At 72.7% G+C, this 22117-nt stretch carries 21 protein-coding genes and 1 riboswitch; of the genes, 17 read left to right on the forward strand and 4 right to left on the reverse strand.

Going from position 1 to position 22117, the window contains the following annotated elements; all coding sequences use genetic code 11:
• The first annotated feature begins 5 nt into the window (after nucleotides 1-5).
• From aroQ to ACIQ87_RS16280, 5 genes are all read left to right on the forward strand, one after another.
• Nucleotides 6-434 carry a type II 3-dehydroquinate dehydratase gene (aroQ, locus tag ACIQ87_RS16260; RefSeq protein ID WP_402406940.1) on the forward strand — a complete coding sequence of 143 codons (429 nt, stop codon included), beginning with the start codon at nucleotides 6-8 and terminating at the stop codon, nucleotides 432-434.
• Nucleotides 435-519: 85 nt separating this feature from the next.
• Nucleotides 520-1389 carry an AAA family ATPase gene (locus ACIQ87_RS16265; protein ID WP_402406552.1) on the forward strand — a complete coding sequence of 290 codons (870 nt, stop codon included), beginning with the start codon at nucleotides 520-522 and terminating at the stop codon, nucleotides 1387-1389.
• 80 nt (nucleotides 1390-1469) lie between these two features.
• Nucleotides 1470-2279 carry an Fpg/Nei family DNA glycosylase gene (locus ACIQ87_RS16270; protein WP_402406555.1) on the forward strand — a complete coding sequence of 270 codons (810 nt, stop codon included), beginning with the start codon at nucleotides 1470-1472 and terminating at the stop codon, nucleotides 2277-2279.
• A 168-nt stretch (nucleotides 2280-2447) separates the two neighbouring features.
• Nucleotides 2448-2774: a putative quinol monooxygenase gene (locus ACIQ87_RS16275; protein ID WP_392874757.1), complete on the forward strand. Its 327-nt coding sequence runs from the start codon at nucleotides 2448-2450 to the stop codon at nucleotides 2772-2774.
• A gap of 69 nt (nucleotides 2775-2843) precedes the next feature.
• On the forward strand, nucleotides 2844-4853 hold the full coding sequence (locus ACIQ87_RS16280; protein ID WP_402406558.1) for an AAA family ATPase: 2010 nt from the start codon (nucleotides 2844-2846) through the stop codon (nucleotides 4851-4853).
• 636 nt (nucleotides 4854-5489) lie between these two features.
• Here the strand turns inward: ACIQ87_RS16280 and ACIQ87_RS16285 are convergent.
• Together ACIQ87_RS16285 and ACIQ87_RS16290 are read right to left on the reverse strand one after the other, a co-directional pair.
• Complete coding sequence (locus ACIQ87_RS16285; protein ID WP_402406560.1) at nucleotides 5490-6536, reverse strand: hypothetical protein; 1047 nt, start codon at nucleotides 6534-6536, stop codon at nucleotides 5490-5492.
• A 50-nt stretch (nucleotides 6537-6586) separates the two neighbouring features.
• Nucleotides 6587-6970: an ArsR/SmtB family transcription factor gene (locus ACIQ87_RS16290; protein WP_402406563.1), complete on the reverse strand. Its 384-nt coding sequence runs from the start codon at nucleotides 6968-6970 to the stop codon at nucleotides 6587-6589.
• 81 nt (nucleotides 6971-7051) lie between these two features.
• Nucleotides 7052-7266: riboswitch (cobalamin riboswitch) on the forward strand.
• A 28-nt stretch (nucleotides 7267-7294) separates the two neighbouring features.
• Here ACIQ87_RS16290 and ACIQ87_RS16295 point away from each other — a divergent pair.
• A complete protein-coding gene (locus tag ACIQ87_RS16295; RefSeq protein ID WP_402406565.1) occupies nucleotides 7295-8410 on the forward strand; it encodes a HoxN/HupN/NixA family nickel/cobalt transporter in 1116 nt (371 codons plus the stop codon).
• A 79-nt stretch (nucleotides 8411-8489) separates the two neighbouring features.
• Here the strand turns inward: ACIQ87_RS16295 and rpmG are convergent, their stop codons facing one another.
• Nucleotides 8490-8654 carry a 50S ribosomal protein L33 gene (rpmG, locus tag ACIQ87_RS16300; protein WP_030056206.1) on the reverse strand — a complete coding sequence of 55 codons (165 nt, stop codon included), beginning with the start codon at nucleotides 8652-8654 and terminating at the stop codon, nucleotides 8490-8492.
• Nucleotides 8655-8918: 264 nt separating this feature from the next.
• Between rpmG and ACIQ87_RS16305 the strand changes: the two genes are divergently transcribed.
• The 5 genes from ACIQ87_RS16305 to ACIQ87_RS16325 all read left to right on the forward strand — a co-directional run bounded on the left by ACIQ87_RS16305 (nucleotide 8919) and on the right by ACIQ87_RS16325 (nucleotide 13144).
• Nucleotides 8919-10025 carry a M24 family metallopeptidase gene (locus ACIQ87_RS16305; protein ID WP_402406568.1) on the forward strand — a complete coding sequence of 369 codons (1107 nt, stop codon included), beginning with the start codon at nucleotides 8919-8921 and terminating at the stop codon, nucleotides 10023-10025.
• Nucleotides 10026-10102: 77 nt separating this feature from the next.
• A complete protein-coding gene (gene efp, locus ACIQ87_RS16310) occupies nucleotides 10103-10666 on the forward strand; it encodes an elongation factor P (protein ID WP_402406571.1) in 564 nt (187 codons plus the stop codon).
• Nucleotides 10667-10670: 4 nt separating this feature from the next.
• Nucleotides 10671-11108 carry a transcription antitermination factor NusB gene (gene nusB / locus ACIQ87_RS16315; RefSeq protein ID WP_402406573.1) on the forward strand — a complete coding sequence of 146 codons (438 nt, stop codon included), beginning with the start codon at nucleotides 10671-10673 and terminating at the stop codon, nucleotides 11106-11108.
• 139 nt (nucleotides 11109-11247) lie between these two features.
• Complete coding sequence (locus tag ACIQ87_RS16320; RefSeq protein ID WP_402406576.1) at nucleotides 11248-12075, forward strand: thioesterase family protein; 828 nt, start codon at nucleotides 11248-11250, stop codon at nucleotides 12073-12075.
• A 151-nt stretch (nucleotides 12076-12226) separates the two neighbouring features.
• Nucleotides 12227-13144 (forward strand): hypothetical protein, encoded by a 918-nt coding sequence (locus ACIQ87_RS16325; RefSeq protein WP_402406578.1) that lies wholly within the window; start codon nucleotides 12227-12229, stop codon nucleotides 13142-13144.
• A 148-nt stretch (nucleotides 13145-13292) separates the two neighbouring features.
• Here ACIQ87_RS16325 and ACIQ87_RS16330 read toward each other — a convergent pair whose 3' ends face one another.
• Nucleotides 13293-13796: a transcriptional regulator gene (locus ACIQ87_RS16330; protein ID WP_030056198.1), complete on the reverse strand. Its 504-nt coding sequence runs from the start codon at nucleotides 13794-13796 to the stop codon at nucleotides 13293-13295.
• A 329-nt stretch (nucleotides 13797-14125) separates the two neighbouring features.
• On the opposite strand from ACIQ87_RS16330, the gene pyrR reads away from it, so the two are divergent.
• From pyrR to carB, 6 genes are read left to right on the forward strand one after another with little or no spacing between them, the layout of a single operon-like run.
• On the forward strand, nucleotides 14126-14773 hold the full coding sequence (gene pyrR, locus ACIQ87_RS16335) for a bifunctional pyr operon transcriptional regulator/uracil phosphoribosyltransferase PyrR (RefSeq protein ID WP_402406581.1): 648 nt from the start codon (nucleotides 14126-14128) through the stop codon (nucleotides 14771-14773).
• A 5-nt stretch (nucleotides 14774-14778) separates the two neighbouring features.
• On the forward strand, nucleotides 14779-15774 hold the full coding sequence (locus tag ACIQ87_RS16340) for an aspartate carbamoyltransferase catalytic subunit (protein WP_402406584.1): 996 nt from the start codon (nucleotides 14779-14781) through the stop codon (nucleotides 15772-15774).
• On the forward strand, nucleotides 15771-17075 hold the full coding sequence (locus ACIQ87_RS16345) for a dihydroorotase (protein ID WP_402406586.1): 1305 nt from the start codon (nucleotides 15771-15773) through the stop codon (nucleotides 17073-17075). The genes ACIQ87_RS16340 and ACIQ87_RS16345 overlap by 4 nt, the downstream gene beginning before the upstream one ends.
• Complete coding sequence (locus ACIQ87_RS16350) at nucleotides 17075-17638, forward strand: hypothetical protein (protein ID WP_402406943.1); 564 nt, start codon at nucleotides 17075-17077, stop codon at nucleotides 17636-17638. Before ACIQ87_RS16345 ends, ACIQ87_RS16350 begins: the two co-directional genes overlap by 1 nt.
• Complete coding sequence (gene carA / locus ACIQ87_RS16355) at nucleotides 17635-18792, forward strand: glutamine-hydrolyzing carbamoyl-phosphate synthase small subunit (protein ID WP_402406589.1); 1158 nt, start codon at nucleotides 17635-17637, stop codon at nucleotides 18790-18792. Before ACIQ87_RS16350 ends, carA begins: the two co-directional genes overlap by 4 nt.
• Nucleotides 18785-22093: a carbamoyl-phosphate synthase large subunit gene (carB, locus tag ACIQ87_RS16360; RefSeq protein WP_402406592.1), complete on the forward strand. Its 3309-nt coding sequence runs from the start codon at nucleotides 18785-18787 to the stop codon at nucleotides 22091-22093. The genes carA and carB overlap by 8 nt, the downstream gene beginning before the upstream one ends.
• The last annotated feature ends 24 nt before the right edge of the window (nucleotides 22094-22117 follow it).

Genomic DNA, 22117 nt, shown 5'->3' on the forward strand with positions numbered 1-22117 from the left:
GGGTGATGGTCCTCAACGGCCCCAACCTGGGCCGGCTGGGCAGCCGCGAGCCGGACGTCTACGGCGCCACCTCGTACGCCGGACTGGTCGAGCGCTGCACCGAGCTGGGCAAGGAGTTCGGCTTCGAGGTCGAGGTCCACGAGACCAACTCCGAGCAGCAGATGGTGGAGTGGCTGCACGAGGCCGCCGACGGGCAGGTGCCGGTGGTGATCAACCCCGGCGCGTTCACCCACTACTCGTACGCGATGCGGGACGCCGCGGCCCAGCGCACCGCGCCGCTGATCGAGGTGCACATCTCCAACCCGTACGCCCGGGAGACCTTCCGGCACACCTCGGTGATCGCCGCGGTGGCCTCCGGCACCATCGCCGGATTCGGCCTCGGCTCGTACGAGCTCGCGCTGCGCGCACTGGCCGAAGGGCTCACCACCCGTTGAGGGCAAGGGCGGTGGCCCGGCGGCGGACTGTGCCCGCCGCCGGGCCGCCGTGTAGTGTCCACGCTGACAGGTGCGGGGAGGTGCCGTGACGCAGTACACCGGAGGCGGGCAGGTCCCGCCGCGTCCCGTCGCTCCGCCGGTGCCGCCGGGGGGCGGTGCGCGGGGGACGTCGTCGGGGGCGCCGTCGGGAGCGCCGCTCTCCCCGCCGTCCGCGCCGCCGGTCCACCCGGCGCCCACCGCCCCCGCCGCTCCCGGGCCCGCCGCCCACCCGGCTCCTGCCCCCGCGGCCGCACCGGCACCGACCGCGCCGGTGCCCGCCGGCGGCACCGGGCACTTCGTGCTGCCGTCCGGCGCGCCCGTCCAACTGCCCGCCCACCCGCCGCGGCAGCACGCGCCCACCGGCCCGATCGCCGTCCTGCTGATCGGACCGGCCGGAGCCGGCAAGACCACCGTCGCCCGCCACTGGGCCGAGCGGCGGCCCGGCCCGACCGCGCACATCAGCCTGGACGACGTCCGCGAGTGGGTGCAGTCCGGCTTCGCCAACCCGCAGTCCGGCTGGAACAACGCCTCCGAGGCGCAGTACCGGCTGGCCCGCCGCACCTGCGGCTTCGCCTGCCGCAACTACCTGGCCAACGGCATCTCCTGCATCATCGACGACGCCGTCTTCCCGGACCGCCCGGCGATCGGCCTCGGCGGCTGGAAGCGGCACATCGGCCCCGGCATGATCCCGGTCGTGCTGCTGCCCAGCCTGGACTCGGTGCTGCACCGCAACGCCCGGCGCAGCGGCAACCGCCGCCTCGGGGACGAGGAGGTGGCCCGCATCCACGGGCGGATGGCCGGCTGGTACAACTCCGGGCTGCCGATCATCGACAACTCCTACCTGGACGTCGCCGGGACGGCCGCCGAGCTCGACCGCGTCATCCTGGCCCGGCTGATGGGCGTCCCCGTCCGCTGACCTGCGGCGCGGCCGGGCCTGTCGGAGCCGGCTGCGATGATGGACGGGTCCAGTCGCAGCACCCGGAGGAGCTGACGCCCGTGCCCGAAGGCCACATCATCCACCGCCTGGCCACCGAGAACCGGAAGGCCTTCGGCGGCCGCCCGGTACGGGTCTCCAGCCCCCAGGGCCGGTTCGCCGACGAGGCCAAGGTGATCGACGGGCAGCTGCTCACCGCCACGGAGGCCACCGGCAAGCACCTCTTCCTCGGCTTCGAGGAGGGCGCCTGGGTGCACGTCCACCTCGGCCTCTACGGCGGCTTCACCTTCGGTACCGGCCCGGCACCCGAGCCGGTCGGGCTGGTCCGGCTGCGGCTGGAGAACGAGGACGGCTACGCCGACCTGCGCGGTCCCAACACCTGCGCGCTCGTCACCGAGGAGCAGAAGGCCGCCGTCGCCGCCCGGCTGGGCCCCGACCCGCTGCGCGCCGACGCCGACCCGGAGGCCGCCTGGCGCCGGATATCGGGCAGCCGCACGACCGTCGCCGCGCTGCTGATGGACCAGAAGGTGCTGGCCGGGGTGGGCAACGTCTACCGGGCCGAGGTGCTGTTCCGCCACGGCATCGCCCCGCACCGGGCCGGGCGCGACCTCGCCCGCCGGGAGTGGGACGCCGTCTGGGCCGACCTGGTCGCCCTGATGCGGGAGGGCGCCACCGCCGGGCGGATCGACACCGTCCGTCCCGAGCACACCCCCGAGGCGATGGGCCGACCGCCCCGGGTGGACGACCACGGTGGCGAGGTGTACGTGTACCGGCGGGCCGCCATGCCCTGCCTGGTCTGCGGCACCGACGTGCGGACGGAGGAGCACGCCGCCCGCAACCTGTTCTGGTGCCCGACCTGCCAGGCGGCGTGAGCGGATCCGGCCGGGACGCGTGCCGCACCGTGATGCGCGCTACCTCGTGACGCGTGCCGCCCCGTGTCGTGGGCGGCCCCGCTGACCTGCGACGATGGGTGTCGCGCGCGCCGAGCCGCGTGTTCTGTCCGCACGGCCACGTGTGAACGTGGAACGAAAGGAAGCCCCATGATCTTCATTACGGTCAAGTTCCCGGTCCGCCCGGAGCGCGCCGACGACTGGCTGAGCCTGGTCGACGAGTTCACCCAGGCCACCCGTCAGGAGCCCGGCAACCTCTTCTTCGAGTGGTCCCGCAGCGTCGACGACCCCAACGAGTTCGTCCTGGTCGAGGCGTTCCGCGACGGCGACGCGGGCAAGGCGCACGTGGAGTCGGCGCACTTCACCAAGGCCATGGAGGAGCTGTCGTACGCGGTGGCCGCCAAGCCGCGGATCGTCTCGACCGAGATCCCCGGCATGGACGGCTGGGCGGAGATGGGCGAGATCACCCCCCGGTGACCTGAAGCTCCCTCCGGTCGGGTGCCCAGCCCGTAGGCTGGGGCCCGGCCGGTCGGAGGGAGCAGGCGGATGGAGCGGCGCGAGGTGTCCAACACCGTGTCGGGTGCCACGGTGGGCGGCCACGTGGTGCAGGCCGGGACCATCGGGTCGGTGCACTTCCACGATCGGGAGCCGCTGCCGAGGCCGCGTCAGATCCGCCCGCCACGCGGTCCCTTCGTCAACCGGGAGCCGGAACTCGCCGCGCTGACCCGGGCTCTGGGGCGGGTCGAGGAGGACGGGCTCGGGGTCGTGGTGTTCACCGGCCTCGGTGGGGTCGGCAAGACCGAGCTGATCGCCAAGTTCGCCAGGGACCACCGGGAGCACTTCCCGGGCGGGGACCTCTACGCCGACCTGAAGGCCTACCGGCACCACGGCGGGGTGGACCTGCCCGAGTTGCTGGCCGGCTTCCTGCGTGCCCTCGGCACCGAGCCCCCGGTCGTGGAGGCCGAGCGGTTCACGGCGTTCCGCACCGCCACCGCCGAGCGCCGGTGCCTGTTCTTCCTGGACAACGTCGAGCACGCCGCGGAGGTCCGCGCGCTGATCCCGTCCGGTGGACTGGTGGTGGTCGCGAGCCGGCGGCGGTTGCCCGCGCTGCGGACGGACGGTGCCGAGGTGTGCCGGCTCGGGCCGCTGAGCGCGACGGCGGGCGCCGAACTGGTGCGCGGCTGGGTGGGCGCCGCGCGGGGCACCGACGGGGAACTGGCGGAGCTGGTCGGGCTGTGCGGCGGGCTGCCGCTCGCGCTGAACGCGGTCGGGAGCCAACTGCTGGACCGGGACAGCCTGCCGGTCGGCCGGGTGGTGGCCGAACTGCGGGACCGGGAAGGCGGGTTGGCGATGCTGGAGGACGAGGAGAGCGATCTCGGCGCGACCTACGACCTGGTCTACGAGCGGCTGTCGGCGCGGGGCCGGGCGCTCTATCACCTGATCGGCGTACACCCCGGCCCCTTCGTGTCCGCCGAACTGGCGCGCGCGGTCGGCGTCGAGCGGGCCGAGCGGGCGATCGCGGAACTGCGTGACGTCCACCTGTTGGACGAGGTGGTGGACGACGACGAGGGTGAGAACCGCTACCGGGCCCACGACGTGGTGCGGCTGCACGCCTACGGCCGGACCCAGGAGCTGCCCGACCGCGGGGCCCTCCTCGCCGCCGTCGTGGCGTACTACCGGGGCCGGGCGTCGGTCGCCGACCGTGCGATGGCCGCGAAACGGCTCCGCCTCCAGGACCCGAGCGGTGACGAGCTGCCCCGCTTCCCCTCCGACACCGCCGCGCTGGAGTGGCTGTACGCCGAGCGCGCCAACTTCCGCGCGGTGCTGGAGTCGGCGGCCGAGCAGGGGTGGCACGGCGAGGTGTGGCGGCTCTGCGAGTCGCTCTGGCTGCTGTACCACGACCGCAAGCTCTACCAGGACTGGATCGCCACCCACCGGATCGGCATCGAGTCGGCGCAGTGGGACAACCAGCCCGCCGCCGTGGTCCGGATGCGCAACCAGTTGGCCCGCGCCTACTACGAGCGGAAGGAATTCCGGCTCGCCGCCGAGCAGTTGGCGCTCGCCACCGAGCAGGTGCCGCTGGTGGCCGACCGGCAGGTGCTGGGGGTGCTCTACGAGACGGACGGTCTGCTCTGCCTGGCCGACGGCCGTCCCGGCGACGCGGTGGAGCGGTTCACCCTGGCCCTCGCGGAGAACCGGGGTGACGACCACGGCGAGATCGTCCAGGGCTACAACCTGGCGCAGGCGCTGATCGCGGACGGGCGTGCGCAGGAGGCGCTGACCGTGCTGGCCGGGGCCACTGGCCAGGCCGAGCGGACGCGGGACGTCGACATGCTGATGAAGCTGCCGCTGGTCCGGGCCCGGGCCCACCGGGCGCTGGGGCAGCTGGACCTCGCCCTCGCCCAGGCCCAGGACTGTGCCCGGCGGGCCAAGCACCGGAGCCAGTACGCGAAGGAGGCGCAGGCGCACACCCTGCTCGCCTCCCTCGCCGAGGAGCGGGGCGACGAGGAACTGGCCGAGCGCAGCCGTGCGCGGCTGCGGGAGCTGCGGGGCTAGACGCGCCTCAGGGCCCGGTACGGAACGACACCCGGGTGCGGTGCTCGCCGGTGCGGACGGTGAGCCCGTGGTCGGGGAGGGCGGCCGGGGCGCCGCCTTCGGCGAGCCAGCAGGCCACGGCGGAGCCGAGCAGCAGCGGGTCGATCGCCGGGTCGGGGTGGTTCCAGTCCGGTTCGGCGCGGGCCTCCAGCAGCAGGCCGGTGCGCAGCCGGAGCAGGTGGCGGGCCGGGCCGAGGGCGGCCACCGCGACGGCGAGGCCGGGGAGTTCGGCGGCGGTGTCGGCGAGCCAGCGGGCGGCGGGGAGTTCGGCGTGCACCTCGGTGCGGGCGAGGACCTCGGCGGTGTAGCGCAGGGCGTCGCCGGGGTGGTCGTCGGTGAGGGCGTGGAAGCCGCGCGGGGCGTGGTCGTCCGGGTCGAAGGGGTAGCGCCGGAGGCTGACGTCGGTGCCCTCGCTCCGCCCCTCGACGTCGTACGCGGTGGGCCCCTCGGCGGCTGGGTGCGGGACGGGCCTGGGGTAGGGCGGCAGGGCCGGTTCGTCCCGGGGTTCGTCCAGCTCCTTCAGGAAGGAGTAGAGCAGGGGGCGCAGCAGGCGGGCGGACTCGCCGCGGTGGGCGAGCGACCGGTCGGTGATGCCGCTCAGGTCGGCCGGCTCCCGGGCCAGGGCCAGTTCGAGCTGGGCGGTGAGGTCCCCGTCGGGGTCGAGGACGGGTGCGGCCTGGCCGAAGGCGTAGCTGGGGGAGCGCGGGTCGAGTTCGGCGGCGCCGGTGGCGACGAGCAGGGTGCGGTTCGGTGGTCCAGGGCGGCGCCGTAGACGGTGACCGAGCCGTGGTCGCCGATCACGCAGTCGGCGGCGACCAGTGCGGCCTGCCAGCCCTGGTGGGGCGGGATCAGGCGCAGGCCCATCCGGCGGGCGGCGGCGAGCAGCGCCTCGGGGTCGTGCCGGCTCCACACGTTGGGGTGCAGGACGACGGCCACCGTGTACTCGTCGGCGGGCAGTTGGCGGACCAGCCGCTGGGGCAGGTCGGGGTGGCGGCCGAATAACGAGTGCTCGCTCCAGGTGGAGCTGACGACGACGAGCCGTCGGCCGCCGACGGCGCCGAGCGCCGCGCGGTAGCCGTCGCGGGAGCGCCGGCTGCCGAGCATCCGGTCGAAGCACGGGTCGCCGACGACCCGGGCGACGTCCAGCGCCTCGGGGCAGGAGTCCCGCAGCCGGTCCAGCTGCTCGGGGTGGGAGAGGCCGAGGACGTCGACGAACACCCTTCCATGGTGGGTGAGTTCGTTGCGGGACAGGCCGGCGGCGCTGACCGTGTCGCCGGTGGACTCGGTGACCAGGCGGTTGTAGCCGGCGCCGTGCGGGAGGACGACGAGGCGGGCGTCCAGGCGGTGCATGGAGGAGTGGACGGCGCAGGCGACGGCCAGGTCGAAGCGGCGGCGGACGGCGTCCTCCCAGTCCAGCACGGTGAAGCCGGACAGGCCGTGCAGGTACTCGTCCAGGGCGCGGTCGGCGAAGGCGGAGCCGGGGTTGACGGTGAAGTAGCGCTCGATGCCGTCCGGGCTCAGCAGGGTGAGGACGTCCAGGACCCGGGTGGCCGAGGTGAGGGTGCGGGCGACCGCCAGCACGCGTGCCCTGACCGGTCGGGTGTTCCAGCGGTCGGCGGGCCAGGCGTGGGGGTGGGACGGCACACCATGATCGTACTCATCCGGCCGGGCCGCGGCGCGGTTCCGAGCGCCGGTCAGCCCGCCGCCGCGCTGGGCTCGTGGTGCTCGGCGGCGGCGCACTCGTCGAGCAGGGGGCGCATGGCCTCGTCCACGAGCCGGTAGCGCACCACTCGTCCGTCCCGGTCGCCGGTGACCACGCCGGCCGTGCGGAGCAGCCGCAGGGCCTGGGAGACGGCCGGGTCGCGCATGCCGGTGGCGACCGCGAGATCGGTGACGGCGAGCGGCCCGGCCCGGTGGAGGGCGAGCAACAGGGAGAGCCGGCCCGGGTCCGCGAGCAGGGAGAACCGCTCGGACCAGGACCGGACGTGGGTGCGGTCGCCGATCGCGGCGATGGCCTCGCAGACCCGGTGCCCGTCGATGGTGCGGTGGCCCGCGCGGTCCTCCGGTACGAGATGCATGCGGACATTCTCGCAGGCGGGGGCCTGTGATCCTGGACACCTGCGTAGGTGCGCAGCCTTGCATGGGTCGGGGCGGGGCCCTACGGTGTTCCCCGCCGTGGTGCTCGGGAAGACCGGTGACGGACCCTCAGGGGTCCCAGCCCGGAGCGGCCCTCGCCACTGTGATCGGGTCGCTCCTCCGCCTACGGAGGAGCGTCGTCCGTACCCATGAAGCCACTGGGCGCCTCGCGCGCCTGGGAAGGCGGGTACGGGTGTTCCCGTCAGCCAGGAGACCGGCCACGGCATCTCACGAGGTTTTCCACGAGGTGCTGGAGCGTGATCCGCATGACCCTGCCCGAAACCGTTTCCGCCGGGCCCGAACCGGGCCCCTCCGTGCTGCCCGCCTTCAGATGGCGGCGCGAGGACACCGTCCGTACGGCCGGGCTGATGGCGGTGATCGTGGCCATGCACGTGGTGGCCTTCGGCACGCTGATCTTCCTGGTCGCACCCGAGCGGTACGCGGTCGGTACCCAGGTCTTCGGGGTGGGCCTGGGTATCACCGCGTACACCCTCGGCATGCGGCACGCCTTCGACGCCGACCACATCGCGGTGATCGACAACACCACCCGCAAGCTGATGGCGGACGGCAAGCGGCCGGTCTCGGTGGGCTTCTGGTTCGCCCTCGGGCACTCCTCGATGGTGGTGCTGATGGCCGCCCTGGTGGCGGGCGGCGCGCAGCTGGCGAACACGCTGATGGACGACGAGTCGGCCACCCACAAGTGGCTGGGCATGGTCGGCACGACGGCCTCCGGCGCCTTCCTCTACCTGATCGGCGCGCTCAACCTGGCGGCGCTGCTCGGCATCCTCAAGGTGTTCCGCTCGATGCGGGCCGGGCAGTTCGACGAGAAGGAGCTGGAGGCGCACCTCGACTCGCGCGGCTTCATGGCCAGGGTGCTGAACCGGGCGACCCGTTCGATCACCCGGCCGGGGCAGATGTTTCCGGTCGGCATGGTGCTGGGCCTGGGCTTCGACACCGCGACCGAGGTCACCCTGATGGTGATGGCCGGCTCGGGTGCGGCCTCCGGGCTGCCGTGGTACGCGATCGTCTGCCTGCCGCTGCTGTTCGCGGCCGGGATGAGCCTGTTCGACACCCTGGACGGGACGTTCATGAACTTCGCGTACCAGTGGGCCTTCGCCAACCCGGTGCGGAAGGTGTACTACAACCTGACCATCACCGGTCTGTCGATCGCGGTGGCCTTCGTCATCGGCACCATCGAGCTGGTCGGGGTGCTGCACGAGAAGCTCGATCTGACCGACCCGGTCACCGGGTTCATCGCGGACATCTCGCTGGACAACGTCGGCTACGCCATCGCCGGGCTGTTCGTGGTCGTCTGGGCGATCGCGATCGGGTACTGGAAGCTCGCCCGGGTCGAGAAGCGCTGGACGCCACGGAACCCGTGACCGGGCCGGCTGCCGGCCTCCGAGCAGGCGGAACGGCGCCACCCCGAACCCGGGGCGGCGCCGTTCGGCGCGTGCGGGGTCAGCGCTCCTCGCGGAAGTCGACGTGCCGGCCGGCGGCGGGGTCGTACTTGCGCAGGACCATCCGGTCCGGGTCGTTGCGGCGGTTCTTGCGGGTCACGTACGTGAAGCCGGTGCCGGCGGTGGAGCGGAGCTTGATCACCGGGCGCAGTTCGCTGCGGGCCATCGGGTCCTCCTGGGGCCTGGGTGTCCGGCCCCGGGTGTCGGACCGGGACCGGGTGCCGAAATGGAAGTCGTTTTCACTGGAGGAGAACGCGGGCCTGGCCCTGCCCATTCCCGGACGCCGGGGCCCCGGGGCGCCGCCGAAGAGGGCGCGGCGGGTCGGGGAGCGGGGCACGGCGCGGTCGCGCGGGGGCGTGCAAGGGGCACCGGGGGTTCTGTCGGGGGCGCTCGGCGGGCGGTTCGGGCCGGGGGTTCGTAGGCTCGACGCATGGCGGATGCGTACGCGGGGCGGCGGGAGCGGGTGAGGGAGCACTGCGGTGCGGCCGGGGCCGATGCGGCGCTGATCACCCGTGCGGCGAACGTGCGGTACCTGACGGGCTGCGCGCCCTGCGGGGCGAGCCTGCTGCTGACCAGAGAGCGGGCCCTGCTCGCGCTGCCGGACGACCTGCCGCCGGACGACACCGGTGAGCACCTGATCGCTCCGGACGTCACCCGGCTGCCGGTGGCGGCCGGGACGGACACCGCGCTGGCCGCCGCGTCGGCCGCCGCGCGCTCGGGGGTGGCGGGCCTCGCGGTGGAGGAGCACGACCTGACCGTCAGCCGGCACCGGGCGGTCGGCGGCCTGACCGAGGGGGCCCGACTGGTGGACCTCGGCCAGACCGTGGAGCGGCTGCGGGTGGTCAAGGACGAGCACGAGATCGCCGACCTGCGGATCGCCGCCGAGATCGCCGACCAGGCGCTCGGCGAGCTGCTGGAGTCGATCCTGGTCGGCCGCACCGAGCGGCACCTGGCGATGGAGCTGGAGCGCCGGATGATCGACCACGGCGCCGACCGGGCGGCCTTCCCGGTCTCGGTCGGTACCGGCAGCCACTCCGGCCAGGCCGCCCACCAGCCGACCGACCGCCGGGTGGAGGAGGGCGACTTCCTGACCGTGGTGATGGGCGCCCAGTACCGCGGCTACGGCGTCTCCACCGCCCGCACCTTCGTGATCGGCGCCGCTCCCGCGCCCTGGCAGGTGGAGCTGCACCGGCTGGTCTTCCGGGCCCAGCGGGCCGGGCGGGAGGCGCTCGGACCAGGGGTGGAGCAGTGCGTACCCGACCGGGCCGCCCGGCAGGTCCTGGAGGCGGCCGGCCACACCGAGGCCTCCCCGCACCCGGTGGGCCACGGCATCGGGCTGGAGATCCGGGAGGCCCCGCGACTCGGTCCGGCGGACATGGGTAAACTGGACAGCCGCGTACCGGTCACCGTCGGCCCAGGGGTCCACCTCCCGGGCAGGGGCGGGGTCCGGATCGAGGACACGCTCGTCGTGCGCCCCCTCGAAGAGGGCGGGCCCGAGCTGCTCACCATCACCACCAAGGAGCTCCTCGCCCTGTGACCGCGGCCCCCGGGCCGTGGGCGGCAGGACGCACCCCCTTGGTTCCTTGACAGCTATATCCAGGAGTAAGTGCGCCCGTGGCTTCCACGAACGATCTCAAGAACGGCATGGTCCTCAAGCTGGAGGGCGGCAAGCTCTGGTCCGTCGTCGAGTTCCAGCACGTCAAGCCCGGTAAGGGCCCGGCCTTCGTGCGTACCAAGCTCAAGGAGGTCCTGACGGGCAAGGTCGTCGACAAGACCTTCAACGCGGGCACCAAGGTCGAGACCGCCAACGTCGACAAGCGCGGCATGCAGTTCTCGTACAAGGACGGCGAGAACTTCGTGTTCATGGACATGGACACCTACGACCAGCTGACCATCGAGCCGGCCGTCGTCGGCGACGCCGCCAAGTACCTGCTGGAGGGCTTCGAGGCCCTCGTCGCGCAGAACGAGGGCTCGGTCCTGTACATCGAGCTCCCGGCCGCCGTCGAGCTGACCATCGCCGAGACCGAGCCGGGCGTCCAGGGCGACCGCTCCACCGGTGGCACCAAGCCCGCCACCCTGGAGACCGGTGCCCAGATCCAGGTGCCGCTCTTCGTCACCACCGGTGAGAAGATCAAGGTCGACACCCGCGACGGCAGCTACCTCGGCCGGGTGAAGTAAGTCCGTGTCGGCCGCACGCAGCAAGGCCCGCACCAGGGCCTTCCAGATCCTCTTCGAGGCCGACCACCGCGGGGTCGACCCGCAGCAGGTCCTCGCCGACTGGGTGGCCCGCGCCCGCGAGCCCAAGCCCGACGAGGGCACCCCGCAGGTGGGTGAGTACACCATGGAGCTCATCGAGGGGTACGTCCAGCACGCCCGCCGCATCGACGACCTGATCGAGCAGTACGCCGTGGGCTGGACCCTCGACCGGATGCCGATCGTGGACCGCAACGTCCTGCGGCTCGGTGCGTACGAGCTGATCTGGGAGGACGGCGTCCCGGACGCGGTCGTCCTGGACGAGTCCGTCGAGATCGCCAAGGAGTTCTCCACGGACGACTCCCCGGCCTTCGTCAACGGCATGCTCGCCCGCTTCCTGGAGCTGAAGCCGGGCATCCGCCGGTAGCAGGCGCCCCGTGAACGGCCGCCGGACCCGAACAGGTGTCCGGCGGCCGTTCCGCGTTTCACCCGGTCGGCGTAGGCTGTGGACCTACTTGTCAGTAACTTGACGTCCGGAACCACGCGTGAAGGGCAGGTCCCGCCACATGACCACGGCGACCCGCAGCGAGTTCGACCAGGGCATCGCCCTGACCAGGCACCCCGAGGAGGCCGGCCGCTACGAGGCCGAGCTCGGCGCCGGCTGGCAGATCGGCGGCGGGGTGAACGGCGGACTGCTGCTCGCCGTGGCCGGACACGCGCTGTCGCTGGAGCACGAGGCCCACCCGGACCCGGTGTCGATCAGCGGTTACTACCTGTCCGCCTCCACCCCCGGCCCGGCCACCGTCCGCACCGAGGTGCTGCGCACCGGCCGCGGCCTGTCCACCGGCACCGCCTCGCTCAGCCAGGACGGCGTCGAGCGGCTGCGCGTGGTGGCCAGCCACGGCGACCTCGCCGCCGCCGACGGCGAAGTGCGCACCAGCGCGCAGCCGCCGCAGCTGCCGCCGCCGGACCAGTGCATCGGCGTCGAACACGCGCCCAAGGAGCTGATCGCCCAGGCCGCCCTGCTGGAGCGGTTCGACCTGCGGCTGGACCCGGCCACCGCCGGCTGGGCGCTCGGGCAGCCCTCCGGCAAGGGGCGGATCCAGGGCTGGTTCCGGCTCGCCGACGGCCGCGAGCCCGACCCGCTGCTGCTCCTGATGGTTGCCGACGCGCTGCCGCCGGTCACCTTCGACCTCGGCCTGCCGGGCTGGGCCCCCACCGTCGAGCTGACCGTCCACCTGCGCGCCAGGCCCGTGCCCGGCTGGCTGCGGGTCACCCACGCGACCCGCAACCTGGCCGGCGGCTACTTCGAGGAGGACGCGGAGGTCTGGGACGAGTCCGGCCGGCTGGTCGCCCAGTCCCGCCAGCTGGCCAGGGCACCCCGGCCGGCCTGACCCGTGGCCCGGAGGGGCCCGTATTACCGGTGGTTACATTCCTGTGACACGCCGTACGTGTGCGGCGCGCGCGGATGGGGAGGAAGACGGTCAGCGGCGAACTCGTCGCCGATCGTCAACTTCACCCGACCGCCGAAGCCAGGAGCCATCGATGAGCCAAAAGGGGCGCGCCCGCCGTAACTCCGACTGCACCTCCGGCGGCTCGCGGCCCGTGGTGCGGGCTCCGCACCGGCCGCGGCCGGCCGAGGGGGCCGAGCAGGCGTTCGTCATCGGGGTGCTCACCAACGCGGCGGACTTCGCCCGGGCCCGCGCCTGGGGGATCTCGGACGCCCCCGACCACGAGCGCTACCTGGCCGACACCGCCGACCTGCTGGCCGAGGCGCTGGAGCGGTTCGACACCGTCCGGGCCCGGATGTTCCACCCGCAGGACTTCGAGGAGTTCTGCGTGCTGCACGGGCTGGACCCGGCCGAGCCCGCCACCCGTGACCGCTACCTGGTCAACCCGGCCCTGCAGGCCCAGCTGCTGTCCTATCAGGGCGAGGAGCTGGCCGGGGACTTCGTGCCGCGCCTGGTGCGCGCCCGGGAGAACGGCCTGACGCTCTGCCACGCCGACCTGCTGCTCGACGGGGGCCTGTACGGGGGCGCGGGCGCGCCCGACGAGGAGCACGCCGCCTGGGTGCGCGCCGCCTACCAGCGCGGGGGCGAGGTGTTCCGGCGGATGCTGGTCGGCGCGGGCGCCGGCGTGTACGAGCTGCGCCTGCGGGTGGACGCGCCCGGCGGGACGCTGACCGCCGCGGCGCGGGTGCTCCAGTGGGAGGACGGCGTGGTCCGGATCAACGACGAGGACCTGGAGCTGGTCTGCGCGGTGCTCTGCACCGGGCTGGCCCTGGAGCTGCCGGGCGTCGCGGTGCTGCACGGTTCGCAGGGCTCGGCGGCCACCTGCGGGGAGTACCTGCCGGCCTCCTGGGCCTGGTCGAGCGGTGGCCAGGAGTGGGCGCCGGCCGACCGGCCGGTCCGGCTGGACGGCGTGGCCGCGCAGCCCGGTTACAGCCTGGGCACGGTCTGCTGACGCCCGCGCCGCGCCGCCGCGGTGTGACAACACCGCGGCGCGGCCCCCGAACCGGGGAGCCGCGCCGTGACGTTTCTGCTTGCCAGCACTACGGAAGCGAGTGCTGGTTCAGCCCTGGATCCGCTGGCGGGAGCCGGTGCGGTGAGCCTCAGCTCGCGTCTTCCTCGCGCACCGCACGGCGCGCGTCGGGGTTCAGCACGCCCCAGGAGATCAGCTGCTCGGTGAGGATCGACGGGGACTGGTCGTAGATGACGGCCAGGGTGCGCAGGTCGTCCTGGCGGATCGACAGCACCTTGCCGTTGTAGTCGCCGCGCTGGCTCTGGATGGTCGCCGCGTAGCGCTGCAGCGGGCCGGCCTTCTCGGAGGGGACCTGGGTCAGTCTCTCCAGGTCCAGGACCAGGCGCGGCGGCGGCTCGGCCGCGCCGCCGGGGGTGCCGCCGGGCAGCAGCTCCTGCACCGGGACGCCGTAGAACTCCGCCAGTTCGGCCAGTCGCTGCACGGTGACCGCACGGTCACCACGCTCGTACGAGCCGACGACGACTGCCTTCCATCGCCCCTGGGACTTCTCCTCGACACCGTGCAGGGAGAGCCCCTGCTGGGTGCGGATCGCTCGGAGCTTGCCTCCGAGTTGCTTCGCGTAGTCGCTGGACATTGATCTCCCCGGACGAGATTGCTTCGCGTTCAGTGGTGGGTCACGGGCGATTGCCGACGTCGTTACCGGTGGGTCCGACGTCCGTCTCGTAACTCACTGTGAGGTTACGTAGAGTAAGGTAGATGCGTCAAGCCGAATGGGGCAGTCGTGCGAATGGCCCGCATCGTCGGCGCGTCCGGAGTGTTAACCCCGGGAAGCGGAATGATGGACTTCTGTTTGCGATCCGGCGCGCTGGTAGGATGACCGAAGCCCACGCCCGGCCGGCGGGGGCCATCCCAGACATCCTTTAAGACCCGTCCCGTGAGGCGGGGAAGGAGGTCCGCTTCGGCATGACCACACACCATGAACCGACGCCCCGGCCACCGCACCAGGTGCTGGACGGCGCGGACATCGCCCGGGTCGTCACCCGGATAGCGCACGAGATCGTCGAGCGCGCCAAGGGCGCGGAGGACGTCGTGCTGCTCGGCATCCACACCAGGGGCGTCCACCTCGCCCGCCGCCTGCACGGCCGGCTGGCCCAGATCACCGGGCGAGAGATCCCGCTGGGCTCCCTGGACATCACCATGTACCGGGACGACCTGCGGCTGAAGCCCGCCCGCGCCCTGGAGCACACCGAGATCCCGCCCGGCGGCATCGACGGCAAGCTCGTCATCCTCGTCGACGACGTGCTCTTCTCCGGCCGCACCATCCGCGCCGCGCTCGACGCGCTGAACGACATCGGCCGCCCGCGCGCCGTCCAGCTCGCCGTCCTGGTCGACCGGGGCCACCGCGAGCTGCCGATCCGCGCCGACTACGTGGGCAAGAACCTCCCCACCTCGCTGCGCGAGGCCGTGCAGGTGCGCCTGTCCGACAGCGACGGCGTGGACGCCGTCCTGGTCGGCGACCGCGACTCCGCCGCCGCGTCGCGCCCCGCGCGCGACGAACACGGCACGCAGGCCCCGGCCCCCCAGCCTTCCGAACCGCACCTCCCGGAGTGACCCGCGTGAAGCGCCACCTCGTCTCCGCCGCCGATCTCAGCCACGACGACGCGCTGCTGATCCTGGACACCGCCGAGGAGCTGGCCCAGCTCTCCGGCCGGGCCGTCAAGAAGCTGCCCACGCTCCGCGGCCGCACGGTCGTCAACCTCTTCTTCGAGGACTCCACCCGGACGAAGACCTCCTTCGAGGTCGCCGAGAAGCGCCTCTCGGCCGACGTCATCAACTTCTCCGCCAAGGGCTCCTCGGTCTCCAAGGGCGAGAGCCTCAAGGACACCGCGCTGACCCTCCAGGCGATGGGCGCCGACGCGGTGGTCATCCGCCACCACGCCTCCGGCGCGCCGGCCCGGCTGGCCCAGTCCGACTGGCTGCACGGCAGCGTGATCAACGCCGGTGACGGCACCCACGAGCACCCCACCCAGGCGCTGCTCGACGCCTTCACCATGCGCCGCCACCTCAACCCGGGCAGCGGCAACGACCTCGCCGGGCGCCGGGTGACCATCGTCGGCGACGTCCTGCACAGCCGGGTCGCCCGCTCCAACGTCCACCTGCTGAACACCCTCGGCGCGCAGGTCACCTTCGTCGCCCCGCCGACGCTGCTGCCGATCGGGGTCGAGAACTGGCCCTGCGAGATCAGCTACGACCTGGACGCCGTGCTGCCCAAGACGGACGCGCTGATGATGCTGCGGGTGCAGCGCGAGCGGATGAACGCCGCGTTCTTCCCGACCGAGCGCGAGTACAGCCGCCGCTACGGCATGAACGGCCGCCGGATGGCCCAGCTGCCGGACCGGGCGATCGTGATGCACCCCGGCCCGATGGTCCGCGGCATGGAGATCACCGCCGAGGTCGCCGACTCGCCGCGCTGCACCGCCATCGAGCAGGTCGCCAACGGCGTCTCCGTCCGGATGGCCGTCCTCTACCTGCTCCTCGGCGGCGCCGTCTTCGCCGACACCCCCACCCACACCGACTCCTCCCGCACCGACTCCGTGGAGACCTCCCAGTGACGAGCTACCTGATCCGCAACGCCAAGATCCTGGGCGGCGACCCGCAGGACCTCCACCTCGCCGACGGCGTGATCAAGGCGATCGGCACCGGCCTGACGGTCGAGGCCGACATCGAGGTCGACGCCACCGGCCTGATCGCCCTGCCCGGCCTGGTCGACCTGCACACCCACCTGCGCGAGCCCGGCCGCGAGGACGCCGAGACCGTCCTCACCGGCACCCAGGCCGCCGCGATGGGCGGCTTCACCGCCGTCCACGCGATGGCCAACACCACCCCGGTGGCCGACACCGCCGGCGTGGTCGAGCAGGTCTGGCGGCTCGGCCAGGAAGCCGGCTACTGCGACGTGCAGCCGGTCGGCGCCGTCACCGTCGGCCTGGAGGGCAAGAAGCTCGCCGAGCTCGGCGCGATGCACGAGTCCGCCGCGAACGTCCGGGTCTTCTCCGACGACGGCAAGTGCGTGGACGACGCGGTGCTGATGCGCCGCGCCCTGGAGTACGTCAAGGCCTTCGACGGCGTCGTCGCCCAGCACGCCCAGGAGCCCCGGCTCACCGAGGGCGCCCAGATGAACGAGGGCCAGGTCTCCGGCGAGCTCGGGCTCGGCGGCTGGCCGGCCGTCGCCGAGGAGTCGATCATCGCCCGCGACGTGCTGCTCGCCGCGCACGTCGGCTCCCGGCTGCACGTCTGCCACCTCTCCACGGCCGGCTCGGTCGAGATCGTCCGCTGGGCCAAGTCCAAGGGCTGGGACGTCACCGCCGAGGTGACCCCGCACCACCTGCTGCTCACCGACGAGATGGTCCGCACCTACGACCCGGTGTACAAGGTGAACCCGCCGCTGCGCACCGCCGAGGACGTCCGGGCGCTGCGCGAGGCGCTGGCCGACGGCACCATCGACGCCGTCGCCACCGACCACGCGCCGCACCCGGACGAGGACAAGGACTGCGAGTGGGCCGTGGCCGCGATGGGCATGGTCGGCCTGGAGACCGCGCTGTCGGTCGTGCAGCAGACCATGGTCGACACCGGCCTGCTGAACTGGGAGGGCGTCGCGGACCGGATGTCGCACCGCCCGGCCCGGATCGGCCGTCTCACCGGCCAGGGCCGGCCGGTCTCGGTGGGTGAGCCTGCCAACCTGGTCCTGTTCGATCCCGCGTACCGTGGAGCCGTGAACCCGGACAGCTTCGCCACCCGTAGCCGCAACACCCCCTACAAGGGCCTTGACCTGCCCGGACGGGTGCACGCCACCTTCCTGCGGGGCCGTGCCACGGTGCTGGCCGGGGAGCTCGCCGGGCAGGACGGCACCCGGTGATGGACCACGCCGCGCTCGCCCAGGAGCAGGCGAAGGTCACCGACTGGCCCGGCTACATCGGCTGGTCCGTCGGACTGCTGATCGTGATCGGCCTCGTCTACTGGCTGATGCGCCAGGGCTGGAACTGGCGGCGCACCCTGCAGTCCGGCATGCCGCCGCTGCCGGCCGTGCCGACCCGCGCCGGGCGCACCATCCTGGAGACCAGCGGCCGGTACCACGGCACGACCACCGCCGGGAACTGGCTCGACCGGGTCGTCGCCCACGGCCTGGGCACCCGCAGCCGCGCCGACCTCACCCTCGGCGAGGACGGCCTGCTGGTGCGGCGCCCCGGTGACGTCGACTTCTGGATCCCGGCCGAGCACCTGACCGGTGCCCGCACGGACTCCGGCATCGCCGGCAAGGTCGTCCCCTCCGGGCTGCTCGTCGTCACCTGGGCGCACGAGGGCACCGAGCTGGACTCCGGCTTCCGGGCCGACCACCCCGATGAGCACGCCGCCTGGGTCGAGGCGATCGCTCAGCTCGCAACACGTACGAAGACGAAGACGGAAGAGGCCGCGCAATGACCGCACCTGCCCCCACCACGCAGCGCCAACGGCGGGAACGAGTGCCTGCCGTGCTCGTCCTGGAGGACGGCCGGACCTTCCGCGGCCAGGCCTACGGCGCCATCGGCGAGACCTTCGGCGAGGCGGTCTTCAACACCGGCATGTCCGGCTACCAGGAGACCCTCACCGACCCGTCGTACCACCGCCAGGTGGTCGCGATGACCGCCCCGCAGATCGGCAACACCGGCTGGAACGACGAGGACGACGAGTCCAAGCAGATCTGGGTCGCCGGCTACGTGGTGCGCGACCCCGCCCGGGTCGCCTCCAACTGGCGCTCCCGCCGCTCGCTCGACGAGGAGCTGGTCGCCCAGGGCGTCGTCGGCATCAGCGGCATCGACACCCGCGCGCTGACCCGCCACCTGCGCGAGCGCGGCGCGATGCGCTGCGGCATCTTCTCCGGCGAGGCGCTGGCCGACCCGGCCGTCCTGCTCACCCGGGTGCAGGAGTCGCCCGAGATGAAGGGCGCCGACCTGTGCGCCGAGGTGGCCACCACCGAGGCGTACGTCGTCCCCGCGATCGGCGAGAAGCGCTTCACCGTCGCCGCGCTGGACCTCGGCATCAAGGGGATGACCCCGCACCGGATGGCCGAGCGCGGCATCGAGGTGCACGTGCTGCCGGCCGACTCCACCCTGGAGGACCTCTACGCGGTCCAGCCGGACGGCGTGTTCTTCTCCAACGGCCCGGGCGACCCGGCCACCGCCGACCACCAGGTCGCCGTCGCGCAGGGCGTGCTGGAGCGCGGGACGCCGTTCTTCGGCATCTGCTTCGGCAACCAGATCCTCGGCCGCGCCCTGGGCTTCGGCACCTACAAGCTCAAGTACGGCCACCGCGGCATCAACCAGCCGGTGCAGGACCGCACCACCGGCAAGGTCGAGGTGACCGCCCACAACCACGGCTTCGCCGTGGACGCCCCGCTGGACAAGGTGAGCGACACCCCCTACGGGCGGGTCGAGGTCTCCCACGTCTGCCTCAACGACGACGTGGTCGAGGGCCTCCAGGCGCTCGACGTCCCCGCCTTCAGCGTGCAGTACCACCCCGAAGCTGCTGCCGGCCCGCACGACGCGGCCTACCTCTTCGACCGTTTCGTGAAGCTCATGGAGGCCCAGCGTGCCTAAGCGCACCGACATCAAGTCCGTCCTGGTGATCGGCTCCGGCCCGATCGTGATCGGCCAGGCCGCCGAGTTCGACTACTCGGGCACGCAGGCCTGCCGGGTCCTCAAGGCCGAGGGCCTGCGGGTCATCCTGGTCAACTCCAACCCGGCCACGATCATGACCGACCCGGAGATCGCCGACGCCACCTACGTCGAGCCGATCACCCCGGAGTTCGTCGAGAAGATCATCGCCAAGGAGCGCCCCGACGCGCTGCTGCCGACCCTGGGCGGCCAGACCGCGCTCAACACCGCGATCTCGCTGCACGGCGCCGGCACGCTGGAGAAGTACGGCGTCGAGCTGATCGGCGCCGACGTCGAGGCGATCAACAAGGGCGAGGACCGCGACCTCTTCAAGGGCGTCGTCGAGGCCGTCAACGCCAAGATCGGCCACGGCGAGTCCGCCCGCTCGGTCATCTGCCACACCATGGACGAGGTGCTGGCCGGCGTCGACACGCTCGGCGGCTACCCGGTCGTCGTGCGCCCCTCCTTCACCATGGGCGGCGCCGGCTCCGGCTTCGCCCACAACGAGGAGGACCTGCGCCGCATCGCCGGCCAGGGCCTGACCCTCTCGCCGACCACCGAGGTGCTCCTGGAGGAGTCCATCCTCGGCTGGAAGGAGTACGAGCTGGAGCTGATGCGCGACAAGAGCGACAACGTCGTGGTCGTCTGCTCCATCGAGAACTTCGACCCGATGGGCGTGCACACCGGTGACTCGATCACCGTCGCCCCGGCGATGACCCTCACCGACCGCGAGTACCAGATCCTGCGCGACATCGGCATCGCCGTCATCCGCGAGGTCGGCGTCGACACCGGCGGCTGCAACATCCAGTTCGCGGTCAACCCCGAGGACGGCCGGGTCATCGTCATCGAGATGAACCCGCGCGTCTCCCGCTCCTCGGCGCTCGCCTCCAAGGCCACCGGCTTCCCGATCGCCAAGATCGCCGCCAAGCTGGCCGTCGGCTACACCCTGGACGAGATCCCGAACGACATCACCGAGGAGACCCCGGCCTCCTTCGAGCCGAGCCTCGACTACGTCGTCGTCAAGGTGCCGCGGTTCGCGTTCGAGAAGTTCCCGAGCGCCGACGCCACGCTGACCACCACCATGAAGTCCGTCGGCGAGGCCATGGCCCTCGGCCGCAACTTCCCCGAGGCGCTCCAGAAGGCGCTGCGCTCGCTGGAGAAGAAGGGCTCCCAGTTCTCCTGGACCGGCCCGCTCGGCGACAAGGCGGAGCTGCTGGCCAAGGCGGTCGTGCCGACCGACGGCCGGATCAACACCGTGATGGAGGCCATCCGGGCCGGCGCCACCCCGGAGGAGGTGTTCGAGGCCACCAAGATCGACCCGTGGTTCGTCGACCAGCTCTTCCTGCTCGACGAGATCGCCGGCGAGCTGGCCGAGGCCACCGAGCTCACCCCCGAGCTGCTGCGCCACGCCAAGCGGCACGGCTTCTCCGACCAGCAGATCGGCGAGATCCGCGGCCTGAAGCCGGACGTCGTCCGCGAGGTGCGCCACGCCCTCGGCATCCGCCCGGTGTTCAAGACCGTCGACACCTGCGCCGCCGAGTTCGCCGCCAAGACCCCGTACTTCTACTCGTCCTACGACGAGGAGAACGAGGTCGCCCCGCGCACCAAGCCCGCCGTGATCATCCTGGGCTCCGGCCCGAACCGCATCGGCCAGGGCATCGAGTTCGACTACTCCTGCGTGCACGCCTCCTTCGCGCTCGCCGACGCCGGGTACGAGACCGTCATGGTCAACTGCAACCCGGAGACCGTCTCCACCGACTACGACACCTCCGACCGGCTCTACTTCGAGCCGCTCACCCTGGAGGACGTGCTGGAGATCGTCCACGCCGAGCAGCAGGCCGGCCCGCTCGCCGGTGTGATCGTCCAGCTCGGCGGCCAGACCCCGCTGGGCCTGGCCCAGGCGCTCAAGGACAACGGCGTGCCGATCGTCGGCACCCAGCCCGAGGCGATCGACCTCGCCGAGGAGCGCGGCGCCTTCGGCCGCGTCCTGAGCGAGGCCGGCCTGCCGGCCCCCAAGCACGGCACCGCCTTCTCCTTCCAGGAGGCCAAGGCGATCGCCGACGAGATCGGCTACCCCGTGCTCGCCCGCCCGTCCTACGTGCTCGGCGGCCGCGGCATGGAGATCGTCTACGACGAGGCCTCGCTGGCCTCGTACCTGGAGCGGCACGCCGGTCTGATCTCCGAGCACCCGGTGCTCATCGACCGCTTCCTGGACGACGCGGTGGAGATCGACGTCGACGCGCTCTACGACGGCACCGAGCTCTACCTCGGCGGCGTCATGGAGCACATCGAGGAGGCCGGCATCCACTCCGGCGACTCCGCCTGCGCGCTGCCCCCGATCACCCTCGGCGGCTTCGACATCAAGCGCCTGCGCACCTCCACCGAGGCCATCGCGCGCGGTGTCGGCGTCCGCGGCCTGATCAACATCCAGTTCGCCATGGCCGGGGACATCCTCTACGTCCTGGAGGCCAACCCGCGCGCCTCCCGGACCGTCCCGTTCACCTCCAAGGCGACCGCGGTGCCGCTGGCCAAGGCCGCCGCCCGGATCTCGCTCGGCGCCACCATCGCCGAGCTGCGCGCCGAGGGCCTGCTCCCGGCCGAGGGCGACGGCGGCACCCTGCCCGCCGACGCGCCGATCGCGGTCAAGGAGGCCGTGATGCCGTGGAGCCGCTTCCGCGACGTCCACGGCCGCGGCGTGGACACCGTGCTCGGCCCGGAGATGCGCTCGACCGGTGAGGTCATGGGCATCGACAAGGTCTTCGGCACGGCCTACGCCAAGTCGCAGACCGGCGCCTACGGCGCGCTGCCGACCAAGGGCAAGGTCTTCGTCTCCGTCGCCAACCGGGACAAGCGCAACCTGGTCTTCCCGGCCCGCGCGCTGGTCGGCCTCGGCTTCGAGCTGCTCGCCACCGCCGGCACCGCCGAGGTGCTCCAGCGCGGCGGCATCCCCGCCACCGTGGTGCGCAAGCACAGCGAGGGCGAGGGCCCGAACGGCGAGCGGACCATCGTCCAGCTGATCCACGACGGCGAGGTCGACCTCATCATCAACACGCCGTACGGCACCGGCGGGCGCCTCGACGGCTACGAGATCCGCACCGCGGCCGTGGCCCGCGCGGTGCCCTGCCTGACCACCGTCCAGGCGATGGGCGCGGCCGTCCAGGGCATCGACCGGCTGCTGCGCGACGAGGTCGGGGTGATGTCGCTCCAGGAGCACGCCGAGCTGATCAACGCCGGCCGCAAGTAGCACCACCGCAGTGGGGGGCACCGG

Origin of the sequence: Kitasatospora sp. NPDC096204, from assembly GCF_044763205.1 — a bacterium.
Taxonomy (GTDB): Bacteria; Actinomycetota; Actinomycetes; order Streptomycetales; family Streptomycetaceae; genus Kitasatospora.

Coding starts and splice junctions, on each gene's coding strand:
- ACIQ87_RS16325 (WP_402406578.1), top strand. CDS start 12,227: ATGAGCCAAAAGGGGCGCGCCCGCCGTAACTCCGACTGCACCTCCGGC.
- carA (WP_402406589.1), top strand. CDS start 17,635: ATGACCGCACCTGCCCCCACCACGCAGCGCCAACGGCGGGAACGAGTG.
- aroQ (WP_402406940.1), top strand. CDS start 6: ATGGTCCTCAACGGCCCCAACCTGGGCCGGCTGGGCAGCCGCGAGCCG.
- ACIQ87_RS16275 (WP_392874757.1), top strand. CDS start 2,448: ATGATCTTCATTACGGTCAAGTTCCCGGTCCGCCCGGAGCGCGCCGAC.
- ACIQ87_RS16350 (WP_402406943.1), top strand. CDS start 17,075: ATGGACCACGCCGCGCTCGCCCAGGAGCAGGCGAAGGTCACCGACTGG.
- ACIQ87_RS16305 (WP_402406568.1), top strand. CDS start 8,919: ATGGCGGATGCGTACGCGGGGCGGCGGGAGCGGGTGAGGGAGCACTGC.
- pyrR (WP_402406581.1), top strand. CDS start 14,126: ATGACCACACACCATGAACCGACGCCCCGGCCACCGCACCAGGTGCTG.
- ACIQ87_RS16320 (WP_402406576.1), top strand. CDS start 11,248: ATGACCACGGCGACCCGCAGCGAGTTCGACCAGGGCATCGCCCTGACC.
- ACIQ87_RS16290 (WP_402406563.1), bottom strand. CDS start 6,970: ATGCATCTCGTACCGGAGGACCGCGCGGGCCACCGCACCATCGACGGG.
- ACIQ87_RS16295 (WP_402406565.1), top strand. CDS start 7,295: ATGACCCTGCCCGAAACCGTTTCCGCCGGGCCCGAACCGGGCCCCTCC.
- rpmG (WP_030056206.1), bottom strand. CDS start 8,654: ATGGCCCGCAGCGAACTGCGCCCGGTGATCAAGCTCCGCTCCACCGCC.
- ACIQ87_RS16280 (WP_402406558.1), top strand. CDS start 2,844: ATGGAGCGGCGCGAGGTGTCCAACACCGTGTCGGGTGCCACGGTGGGC.
- ACIQ87_RS16330 (WP_030056198.1), bottom strand. CDS start 13,796: ATGTCCAGCGACTACGCGAAGCAACTCGGAGGCAAGCTCCGAGCGATC.